General features: G+C 49.4%; 11 protein-coding genes. 1 reads left to right on the top strand and 10 read right to left on the bottom strand.

Annotated elements, in window-relative coordinates; translation table 11 throughout:
* Window positions 1-187 precede the first annotated feature (187 nt).
* Window positions 188-772, top strand: a complete 585-nt coding sequence (locus tag EYR25_RS11950; protein WP_133180306.1) for a hypothetical protein — start codon at window positions 188-190, stop codon at window positions 770-772.
* Between the two features lie 337 nt (window positions 773-1,109).
* Here EYR25_RS11950 and EYR25_RS11955 read toward each other — a convergent pair whose 3' ends face one another.
* The 10 genes from EYR25_RS11955 to EYR25_RS12000 all read right to left on the bottom strand — a co-directional run bounded on the left by EYR25_RS11955 (window position 1,110) and on the right by EYR25_RS12000 (window position 11,150).
* Window positions 1,110-1,409, bottom strand: a complete 300-nt coding sequence (locus tag EYR25_RS11955; RefSeq protein WP_133180308.1) for a type II toxin-antitoxin system RelE/ParE family toxin — start codon at window positions 1,407-1,409, stop codon at window positions 1,110-1,112.
* Between the two features lie 8 nt (window positions 1,410-1,417).
* Window positions 1,418-1,660 (bottom strand): type II toxin-antitoxin system Phd/YefM family antitoxin, encoded by a 243-nt coding sequence (locus EYR25_RS11960; protein WP_023266112.1) that lies wholly within the window; start codon window positions 1,658-1,660, stop codon window positions 1,418-1,420.
* Between the two features lie 185 nt (window positions 1,661-1,845).
* Window positions 1,846-2,589: a hypothetical protein gene (locus EYR25_RS11965; RefSeq protein ID WP_133180310.1), complete on the bottom strand. Its 744-nt coding sequence runs from the start codon at window positions 2,587-2,589 to the stop codon at window positions 1,846-1,848.
* A gap of 10 nt (window positions 2,590-2,599) precedes the next feature.
* Window positions 2,600-3,853 (bottom strand): beta-ketoacyl-ACP synthase, encoded by a 1,254-nt coding sequence (locus EYR25_RS11970; protein WP_133180313.1) that lies wholly within the window; start codon window positions 3,851-3,853, stop codon window positions 2,600-2,602.
* Entirely contained in the window at window positions 3,854-4,579 is a 726-nt protein-coding gene (locus tag EYR25_RS11975; RefSeq protein ID WP_133180315.1) for a 3-ketoacyl-ACP reductase FabG2, read from the bottom strand.
* Window positions 4,580-4,682: 103 nt separating this feature from the next.
* Window positions 4,683-5,225, bottom strand: coding sequence for a hotdog family protein (locus EYR25_RS11980; protein WP_133180317.1), 543 nt, complete (start codon window positions 5,223-5,225; stop codon window positions 4,683-4,685).
* Window positions 5,226-5,230: 5 nt separating this feature from the next.
* Window positions 5,231-6,448 (bottom strand): beta-ketoacyl-[acyl-carrier-protein] synthase family protein, encoded by a 1,218-nt coding sequence (locus EYR25_RS11985; protein WP_133180319.1) that lies wholly within the window; start codon window positions 6,446-6,448, stop codon window positions 5,231-5,233.
* 96 nt (window positions 6,449-6,544) lie between these two features.
* Window positions 6,545-7,300 (bottom strand): DUF3261 domain-containing protein, encoded by a 756-nt coding sequence (locus EYR25_RS11990; protein ID WP_133180321.1) that lies wholly within the window; start codon window positions 7,298-7,300, stop codon window positions 6,545-6,547.
* 4 nt (window positions 7,301-7,304) lie between these two features.
* On the bottom strand, window positions 7,305-8,612 hold the full coding sequence (locus tag EYR25_RS11995; RefSeq protein ID WP_133180323.1) for an NAD(P)/FAD-dependent oxidoreductase: 1,308 nt from the start codon (window positions 8,610-8,612) through the stop codon (window positions 7,305-7,307).
* Window positions 8,613-11,150, bottom strand: coding sequence for an MMPL family transporter (locus EYR25_RS12000; RefSeq protein ID WP_133180325.1), 2,538 nt, complete (start codon window positions 11,148-11,150; stop codon window positions 8,613-8,615). It abuts the gene before it with no gap.
* Between the last annotated feature and the right edge of the window lie 7 nt (window positions 11,151-11,157).

The following is an 11,157-nucleotide window of genomic DNA, read 5'->3' on the forward strand; positions in this document are numbered from 1 at the left end:
GCTTGTGCTTACTTTTGTTTGAAGGCAAGGCAAAAACATATTATGTTATTGTCTTATATTAAGCGTTTTAATTTTTACTAAAACTACAGGGATTGTTATGTTAAGGAAGAGCGTTTTCTTTTTGTTTTTTCTACTCGTTTTAATTTTTATTACATTGTATTTTTTTGAAAATAACAATGAAGTTAGTGTGAACGATACATCCTTTATGAAAGATAGTCATATCGTTTTGGTCGATGATTTTAACTCTGCTAATGTTAATTTTGATGTGTCAACAAATATAAAAGAGCCTCGAGCAAGTGATAGTTCTTTGCACTCTTTGACTGAACATAAAATGGAGCTTAATGGAGGTTATGATACAGGGATAGTTAGTGATGACAATGTTGTTGATAGTACTAAGCTAAATTCAATTTTGGCTTCAGCTAACTTTTACGAAATTATAGATGTTTTCTCGACAATGCCAGACAAGTCATTTGAAACAATAGTTTTTGAAAACAGTATTAGTGAGTTTTTAAATAAGTCAAAATATAGTTCTATTCTAAATGAGTACCGTGTTTCATGTGATAATAAAATTTGTTTTGGATATTTTGTATTTTCAGAACCAGATGCTTTTGCTAATTTCTACAAGGAGTTTAGTCTTAGTAATAATAGTCCTATGAATAAGTCTGGTTATGTAAACTATTTAATGGTTACAAACAATGCTAAAGGGGGAAATGAGTATAGGATATCATTTAATTCAGACCCTTTAGTTAAATCAATAACTGCACAGAAATAGTTGCATCATTGGCAAAATAGGACGGACAGAATTGGATGGTGATTGGCGAGGCGACCGTCCGCCCCATGGACGGGGCGGCCCTGCATCCAGGGATGGACTTGAACAACATCCGTGTTTAACTGCCAGTTCGCCGTCCATGGCTCTCGTTCATAAGCTTAGAAAACCTAGGTTTCTATTCACCGTGTCGTCGAGTCAGTATCATGGTTGGCTTAACTCCGTGGCGTGTTGTCGAGTCAGTACCATGGTTGGACTCACTCTGAACAATATTGCCAGTCCACCTTCCATAGCTCTCGCTTATCAACTTAGAGCCCACGGCTTCTTTTACAGCGTCGTAAGGCTATTTCAGATGATGTTGGGGTAGCTGTGGTTGACCTAACAGGGCAACGATAAGGATGAAGTCGTCTTCTTTGGTGAAGTAGGCTGTGTGTTTACCGATAGGAAAGTAGAAACCGTTGGGGTAAATATCGTTGCAGCTTCTGCCTAATCCGGGGTTATTGGCTAACATTTGCAAACCGGATATAAGGTTTTCTTTATATTTGTGCCACTGCGACTCAGAAAAGTGTTGAAGGGTGTAGTCTTTAATCTTTAGTAGGTGAGCCTGAGCTAACCTACTCAGTTTATAGCGTTTATTATTCATGTGAGTAGCTACAGGGCGTTAAGAAAATCTTCGCCATCAACAACATTACCTTGCGCTAAGTCTTCTTTAGCAGCGTTGAAACAGTGCTTCAGATAGTCGGCTTTCATCGCCTCAAGCTGTTCGTAATCGTGGATAGACATGACCACAACCGCATCTTTACTGTTTTTGCTGATCTTGATGGGTTCACGTTGAGCGTTTAGCAGCAACTCACCGAAATTTCGTTTGGCGTCATTGGCGGTTAATGTTTGCATGAGTTAAGTCCCGTTTTGGAAAGACAGTGGCAGTATAGTTTATTGAGCGAAATGGTCAAAATGATTAAATCGTGCGATTTGTGCTAAAGATGGATTGGCTTGATGATGGTTTGCTTACACAATGAAATCAACAAGCCGAGATGATTCTCGGCTTGTTATTAAGGCTTTTACTAACTCAAAAGCGATTAGTAGTACTTCTTCAAATAGCTTTCAGCATAGCTTTTCAGCTTTTTGTTTGGGTTGTTGTTGGCAATGTTTTCAATCACTTCACGATATTGGGTATTACCCGATGCGGCGAGGGCCTTGGCCATATTGGCGTAGGTGTCGATGGCTAACTTGTCGTTGCGCATAAGGCGTGGATTTTTAAGTTCAACGCTCAGGCGCTCTAGCAAAAAGTCATCGTAATTTTGATCATCCATCATGCGTTTGGCGGCGAGGCGCATTAGCTCTAAATCATCGCTTTTAAAAGCATTGGCAAAAGCATTGTTTTTAGCACTTTGTTCGGCCACATATTGGCTCTTATCCGCTAAAATTGCGTTCCATTTCTTGTATTGGTCAAGATTTTCAAGTGCTTGGGTAGCGTACTTCTTTAGCTTCTTATGGTAGCTGCCATTGACAATGTTGCTGATGGTCGCGCTGTATTTGTCATTGCCCGAGTAACCTAAGCCTTTGACTAACCAAGCGCTATAGTCAATAGCATTTTTCTCGGTAGCGAAGGGCAGCGATTCGATCAGTTTGGCCTCTAACACATCGTAAATGGCGGGATCGGATAATCCGGCAATCATCAGGGTTTCGATGGCTTGTTTTTGCTTAAATTGATTGTCGCCTTTAAAAATTTCTTGATAGGTTTCAACCGTATATTCCTGCGCCCACACAGGTGAGCCCAGTAAACTAATGCCGAGTAAAATACTTGCTACTAATGGTTTCATTGATATGTCCTTATGTCGTTTTCCAGCGTTTAAAAATCAGTGAAGTGTTGATACCGCCAAAGGCGAAGTTATTGCTCATCACATAGTCAGTGTCGAGTGTACGTGGCTCGCCGCGAATGTAATCGAGTGCTGCACATTCTGGGTCGATATTGTCGAGATTAAGCGTTGGGGCAAACCAGCCCGCATTCATCATTTCGATACTGACCCATGCCTCTAACGCGCCGCAGGCACCTAAGGTATGGCCTGTGTAGCTTTTCAGGGATGAAATCGGCATATCCGCACCGAATACGGCATGGGTTGCATGGGTTTCGGCAACGTCACCGCGATCGGTCGCTGTGCCGTGGGCATTCACATAACCAATGGCATCTGGCGTGAGCGCCGCATCCTTAAGGGCTAAACGAATGGCGATTTCCATGGTATCGCTATTGGGCTGAGTGACATGCTGACCATCGGAGTTAGTGCCAAAACCGACGATCTCGGCGTAAATTTTCGCGCCGCGCGCTAAGGCGTGATCTAACTCTTCAAGTACTAGCGTACAGGCGCCTTCGCCAATCACTAAACCGTCGCGATGGGCATCGAAGGGGCGAGGCGTTAACTCTGGTGTGGTATTTTTGGTGCTGGTGGCAAACAGGGTGTCGAATACTACGGCCTCGGTGGCGCAGAGTTCTTCGCCGCCACCCGCAAGCATTAAGGTCTGTTGCCCGTATTTAATTGCTTCATAGGCGTAGCCTATGCCTTGGCTGCCCGAAGTACAGGCGCTGCTGGTGGTGTGAATGCGTCCCTTAAGACCAAAGAAAACCCCCACGTTTACCGCAGTGGTGTGGGCCATCATGCGGATATAGCTGGTAGCTGTGACGCCCGACATATCGCCATGTTTGAGCATATCGCCAAAGGCGATCAGCGGATCGGTACTGCCGGTGGAAGAACCATAGGCAATCCCCATTTCCCCCGAGGTAACGATAGGGTCGTCTAAGAGTCCAGCATCCATCAGTGCAAGCTCGCTGGCGCGAGTCGCCATAATCGAGACGCGCCCCATGGAGCGGATCTTTTTGCGGGAATAGTGGCTCGGCACTTCAAAGTCAGTCACAGGTGCGGCGAGGCGAGTGTTTAGTCCGTCGTATTTATCCCATTCCGCCATCGTCACGACACAGTTTTTTTGTGCCTTAAGGCTGCTTGCGATACTCGGCCAGTCATGGCCTAGGGCACTGATGCCACCGATACCAGTAACGACGACTCGTCTGCCTAGGGGATTGCGCTGCGTCATTTAGATCATGCCTCCATTCACCGAAATCACTTGGCGCGTGATATAGGCAGCATCGTCCGACATTAAAAAGGCGGCTAAGGCGGCGATTTCATTGGGTTTACCCATGCGGCGCATCGGCACTAACTGCTCGACCATATCCTTAGGAATATCCGCCACCATATCGGTTTCTATTAAACCTGGTGCGATACAGTTGACGGTAATCTTTCGTTTGGCCAGCTCTAAGGACAGCGCCTTAGTGGCGCCAATCAGCCCAGCTTTAGAGGCGCTGTAATTGACCTGACCACGGTTACCCGCGATACCTGAAACGGAAGCCAAGGTGATAATTCGTCCGCCCTTGCGCGCTTGTACCATAGGCATAACGCAGGGGTGAATGACATTGTAAAAACCATCGAGGTTAGTGTGGATTACGCTATCCCATTCGGTTTCGCTCATCGCTGGGAAGGCATTGTCACGGTTGATGCCCGCATTGAGTATCACGCCATAGTAGGCGCCATTGGCCTCGATATCGGCCTCAATGGCGGCTTTTACCGCGGCTCGGTCGGCAACATCAAACTTCAATAGGCTGACGTTCACCCCAAGGGCGCTAAGTTCTGCGGCGCTGGCATCGGCTGCGGCCTGATTGCTGTGATAATGCAGCGCGATATCGTAGCCCGCCGCGGCCAGTTTAAGGGCGATGGCTTTGCCAATACCGCGGCTCGAACCTGTGACTAATACTCTGTTATTCATCTTTATTTCTCCACCCGTGATGCTTGATGATGAGTTGTTTATGCATCAAAGGGCTAAATCCTTTTGTGATAATACTTGTTGTTGCCAAGCATAACTCTGGGCATTAAGCCTGCTGGCTTGAGGCGATATACGCTTGGGTGTCCTGTGGCTGGAACACATTCACATTGGCCTCTGCAACTAACTGTGGTGTTTGCTGCGCTTGCGCCTCTGGCAATAGATAAATCTGGCAATCGAATACCGCCAGTCCCGACTCTTCTTGATAGAGGCGTTTAACCCGTGTGCGGTAACGACGATTGAGTTCGTACTGCGCCGTGTGTAAGGCTAATTTACGCGATCCCAATAAAAATCCCACACGGATTTTATCGTGACGCAGTTTAGCCTCAACGCCCGCTAAAGCGGCGATGCTCTGCGCCATATATTCGATACCCACATAATTGGGGACGGCCTGACGTTGCTCGTCAAAATAAGCGCTCTGCGGAGTGATCAGCACTTCGGTTTCGAGCGCATCCTGTTGATGGCTAATAATCTTATCAATCAAGATCATTGGCGCGCGGTGCGGAATAAAATCGGCAATATTCTGCTCGGCTAAGTGTTGCAGCCAAATCGGCTCGGCGGCTGAAATTGCGGTATCGATAGAACTGGACATCAATCTTAAGCCCCTTTACGGCAAAAAATCAGGCTGGCATTGCTGCCGCCAAAGGCGAAGGAGTTGCTCATCACATAGTTAAGCTTGCCATGATCGCTGCATTGCATGGGCGCGACTAGCGCAATGCTGGGGTCCCGTGGATCTTGCTGCCCATCAAACCTATGGGGCGGCAGGGAAAAGCTGTGATTATGCGGTGACAGCAAGAGGTAACAAAATGCGGCTTCAATCGCGCCCGCAGCGCCTAAGGTATGGCCGACCAGCGGTTTGGTTGAGCTTGCAAGGGGCGGCGTGTCGCCAAATACCGAGAGTACGGCGCGGCTTTCCATTGCATCATTTTTAGGCGTTGCAGTGCCATGTAAGTTTATATAATCAATATCTTGCGCCGATATTTGTGCATCATCAAGCGCTGCCTGCATGGCGGCAATCGCCCCTGCGCCTTCAGGATGCGGCGCCGACATATGGTGCGCATCGCTCGACTCACCGATACCTGCGAGCAATACACAGGCTTCATTTGCTGTGTTGTCTGTCGCTAAGGTCAGGGTAAATAGCGCGGCGCCTTCACCGATATTGATGCCATCGCGGTTGGCGCTGAAGGGATTGCAATGTCCTTTGGAAACCGATTCTAAGGCGTGAAACCCGTTGACAGTGAGTTGGCACAGGCTGTCGATACCGCCGACAATCACCATATCGCACAGCTTGGCCTCAAGTAGGCGTTTGGCACTGGCAAACACTTTGGCGCTGGAGGAGCAGGCGGTTGAAATGGTGTAGCAGGGGCCTTGGAGCGCAAATAACTGGCGCAAAAAGTCGCTGGTACTGCCGAGTTCCTGTTGGAAATAATGATAATCAGCCGGAAAGTGGCCGTGTTGATTGCGATAGGCCAAGGCTGCTTCGCCCTTCGAAATTCCCGAGGTGCTGGTGCCTAACACCACACCAATGCGGTCGGCACCATATGTCAGTTTCGCCTGTTCGACCGTATCGGCAATTTGCTGCGCGGCAGCAAGGAGTAATTGATTGTTACGGCAATCGAATTGCGCCAGCTCGGCAGGAATGGCGGGCAGCGGCGCAGTAACAGGCGCAACCAGTGTCGACTCCCCAAATAATAGGGTGTCATTGATTTGCATGGCACTGGTATCGCCTGCAATCAAGCGGGCTAACACTTGCTCTTGCGTTTGCCCTAACGGGGTACACAATCCAATCTGTGTAATGGCGACTCTGTTGTTCATTGCTGCTTGCTATACCTATGGCCTTTGATGCGAGCAATGCTAAAGGCTCATATCGATTGGCGGTTAACGGGTGCCTATGGCATTGTCAAAGGACGATTAAATCGGTTGTATCTCTAACTCAAATTTTGCCTGTGGCATGGTTAAATTAATATGTGCCTGCCAAAGGGAATCGTCGATTTGGTGCTGATAACGAATTTGTATCACTTGGGTCTGATTGTCGTTGTAACTGATAAGCGTGTCTTGGCTATAAAACTGGCGGCAGGGGATGGCGTCACACAGCCCTGTCACTAAACTTCCACCTTCTAAATGACTACGAATACTCTGTTCTGGCCAATAGATAAGTTGCATCATCGCCATCAGGTATTCGGCTTTAAACTCATTCCCGAGTAGCTGACTCTGCTCACTGCTGAGTGTATTCCCATCGTAAACCAAGGTAAACAACGCTTGCCCTAGCGGAGCGAGCCCAACCAGCGTCATGCGTTCCCCTTCAAGTTCAAGCTGGGTGAGCAGCTCATGGGTGTTATCACCCACTTTTATGCTCACCTTCTGACTAAAAGATTGGGAGGATACCTTTGCTTTGCTGTCGCCTTGCTGACTTTGACTCTGGTTCGCAGAGTCTGTGCCAGCTGGGTTTGCGGCTGGCTGAGTTGTTGGCTTAGTGAGTGGTTTATCCGTTGCAGGGCCAAAATGCTGTGGCAGTGGCGCTAAGCAATAACGCATATCTTTTGTGAATCCGACGCAGGTTTGCCGATAGAGCAGCTCACTGCAGCCCATCAAGCCGAGGCTTGAGAGCATTAGGGCAACTGTCACTATCGCTTTTGTGCGACCTTTGGCGTTAAGGCTTAAGTGCATCGAATTACACCTCGGCTAATTCGCTAACGTCAGGTTCGGCGCTGAGTTCGGCTTGTTGCCGACATAGCTCGACCACCATGTTTAGACGTCGCTCGGATTCTTTAACAAAGGGATTTTGCACATCCCAAGCATAGCCAGCCAAAATCGAGCAGATCATTTGCTTGATTTTAGGATTCGGATTTTCGTAAAAAATCACATCCTGGAAGCGGCCATCGTACCAAGCCTGTACATAAGTGCGGAAGGTGTTCACCCCTTGCATTAACGGCGCCGAGTACTCGGCGGGCCAATCGACGGTATCGCCATTAAGCTGTTTAAGCACGCATTTCGCCGCCATGGATGCCGACTGCATGGCGATAGTTACGCCCGATGAAAACACCGGATCGAGGAACTCGCCCGCGTTGCCCAGCAAGGCAAATTTGTCGGTGGCGAGGCGCGATACGTTGGCGGAGTAGCCCTTGAGTGTCGCACAGGGCTGGGCGACCTTAGCATTGGCCAGCAATGCTTTCAGACCGGGTTCTTCTTTGACTATGGTCAGTAGCTGCTGCTCTAAATCGCCTTCGAGACGCGCGAGTAACTGCGGCTCAGCCACGACGCCGAGTGAGCAGCGGCCGTTGCTGAAGGGAATTAACCAGTACCAAATATCCTGATGCTGTGGGTGTACGCTAATTAAAATCTTGTTCCGGTCGAAGTCGGGATCGCTGATGTTATCTTCAACATGGGTGAAGATAGCGCTGCGGGTCGGCAGTGAAGACGGCGTTTCGAGGTCGAGTAGCCGTGGCAATACTCGGCCAAAACCGCTGGCATCGAGCACATATTGCGCCTCGACCTGATAGAGTTCGCCCTGTTCGTTACGCACGCTTAAGCGTGGATTGGTGCTTAAATCGATTGCCTCAACGGTTTCACCGTAACGGATCTCCACCCCAAAGCTTGCTGCGGTATCGGCGAGTAGTTTGTCGAAGTTTGCCCGTTGCACTTGGAAGGTTGTGCCCGGTCCAGGGGTAAATTTGTCGGTAAAGTCGAAGGTGGTATATACGCCATCGCGGCGGAAGGCGGCACCATTTTTATATTGGAATCCTGCTGCATTCAGCGCCTCTAACATGCCCGCTTCTTCAATAAATTGCATGCAGCAGGGCAGCAGGCTCTCGCCGATAGAAAAGCGTGGAAAGTGTTGTTTTTCTAGCACTAATACGCGTTTGCCTTGCTTATGCAACAGGCTAGCGGCAATCGAGCCCGAGGGGCCTGCGCCAATAATGGCCACATCGACGTAAAGGGAGTGAGACTGTGTGGTGCTTGCAGCGGTAGATGTGGACATTTAAACAACATTCCTTGTAGGTATCGAGACCTTGTTGGTGGTTAAAACCTGACTGGTGGTCAAAATCAATGGCGAAAGTACAAAGGTAAAGCCTATGCCGAGGGATAGAGTTAATCCAAAATAATGAATAGCTTGGGTTTGGCTAAAGGCGAGTAAGCCAAAGGCCAACAGGGTCGAGCAGGCGGACATAAACACCGCCATCATCACTGCCTTGCCATGTTGCACTGCAGAGGCAAAGAACAAACTGTAATCTATCCCAATCCCGAAGACTAAAATCAGTGCCAGCGCATGGAATAAGCTTAAGGGCGAGCCGACTAAGCCTAAAATGGCCAAGGTGAGTACCGCGGCCAGTGCAGGCACGGCGACCACTAGGGCGGCTCTTTTAACGCCAAAACTTAGGCTAAATAGCAAGAGCGCGATAACGAGCGCTAGGCCCAATAATTTAAGGGTGAGCAGGCGATAATGCCCCATCACGGTGGAGATATCCGCGACTTTATCGATAAGTTGTACTTGCGCATCGTTAGCAAAGCGTGCCTTGAGGGCCGAAATATCTTCAATACCACCGAGCAACACTATGGCGCCATGGTTGTCGTTCCCTTGGTTGGTATTATCAGGATTGGTCGCTGACTCTGTTGAGTGCCCAAGCGGTGCAAATCCCTGTGGTGCAAGCCAGAGTGGGGCTAACTGTTTGCCTAGGCCCAGTTCGAAAAAATCCGTCGGGGTGATATAGCTATCCTTGGCGGCAAGATAGGCGGCAGAAAGCTCAGGTGCTAGGCCGTCATCTAGGCCAATGCTGTTTAGCACTGTGGTTAATTGCGACTGGTAAATCTTGCCCTGCAATTGATACGCCGCATCCTGCTTTTGCTTGCTAGGCAGATAACGGCTGAGGCTGACATAGTTGCCCAGCTCTTGCTGTTTTATGGCCGTATCGAGCTGCGGACTGAGGGCTTCGAGCCGTTGCAGTAAGGCTTCTTCGCTGGGCGCGCGCACCAATAAAAACTGGTTATCCGTGCCGCCACTGAGTAATTTTCTGAGCTTGTCTTCAGGCTCAGTCACGCTTGCTGGGCTTTGCTGTAAATGGCGAATATCATCGTCGACGTTAAGCTTGCTGATCCCCAATAGGCAGACTCCCGAGAGCACTAAGGCAAACAGACTCAATCCCCATGGCGAGACCAGTTTATTTGAGAATCCGGTGAGTTTCGCAAGATAAGCTTGCGCGAGGGTTAACGGACGCTCTCCCGAAGGTAACTTGCTGCCCGCCAATAATGGATAGGCGAGCACTAACGTCAGGTAGGCGCCGAGTAAGCCTGAGGCGCAGAAAATCGCCACCTGCTGCATGCCGGGAAACGGCGCTAAACCGATACCGACATAGGCTAAGGCGCTGGTGATAAACGCGAGTGACACTGTGGGGAAGATATAGGCCACGGTCGCCTGCGCGCTACGCTGATGATCGCTTAACCGCTCGCAGTAAAAATGAAAGCTGTAGTCGATGGCAATCCCAATCAGGCTAGTGCCAAAGACGAGAGTGAGCAAATGCAGCTCCCCGAACACGCTTAGGGTAAAGGTCACCGCCAGCAGCAGGCCACTGCCTATGGTCACCATCGCCAGCAAGAGTGGCATCACGGAGCGAAAGGCCAGCCAAACCAATAACACTACCCCAAGCAAAGAAGTGAGACCGAGGACAGAGATTTCACTCTTCGCGGTATTGGTGGCTTCTATGGCATGGAACAGCGCGCCCGCCTGTAACACTTTAATGCTGGGGTATTGCGCGCTGACGGTATTCAGCGCCTGAGTCAGTGCCGCTTGCTGGCGTAATTGCGCATTCGGGTTAAAGGCGCTTTCAGTGCCCTTTGCCATCACAATGGCGGCCACGCCTTCACTATTATCAACACCTTGCTTGGTATCAACACTTTGTTTGGTATCAACACTTTGTGGATGAGCAAGTAAAATCCCTTGGCTGGCGCTCAGCTTCGAGCTGGGCGCAAGGGCGAGCAAATTGTCGGGGAACAACAGCAAAGGATCTTGGGTCAATAGTTGGCTATTGGCATAACTAAAGGCGTTGTAGAGCTGCTGAGTGGCCGAGGCAACTAAGCTATTGAGGCCATCATGGCTTAAGGCTTCGGTTTGCTCAGGGGTGAGCAGTTTAAATCTATGGGGGAAATAAAATTGACCTAGGGCTTCACCCATTTGTATGTCGGCACTACGAATATCGGTAAAGGCGGTATTTTGAGTCTTAAGCTGCTCCATCAGGAGTGTGGTCGCGGCAATTGCTTGAGGTTCATCCTTGGCAATCAGGGCGAGATACACTTGATCGGCGAGTGTCGATTCCACTTGTTCGAGGGCGCGCGCCGTGAGTGCGTCCTGCTGAAGATGGGGCAGCATGGCGAGAATATCGCTTTGTACCTTTGCCCCATTTTGCCATAGTTGCAGCGTCCACAGGCTCGCCGCCAGCATCAAACACAACCAAATAGCGAAGCGCCATTTAGTCGAGGTTTGCATCATTCTATGGCCAATACGTGTGGCAATCTTGGGCGCCATGATTCTG

Source organism: Shewanella decolorationis (assembly GCF_004354305.1).
GTDB classification, from domain to species: domain Bacteria; phylum Pseudomonadota; class Gammaproteobacteria; order Enterobacterales; family Shewanellaceae; genus Shewanella; species Shewanella decolorationis.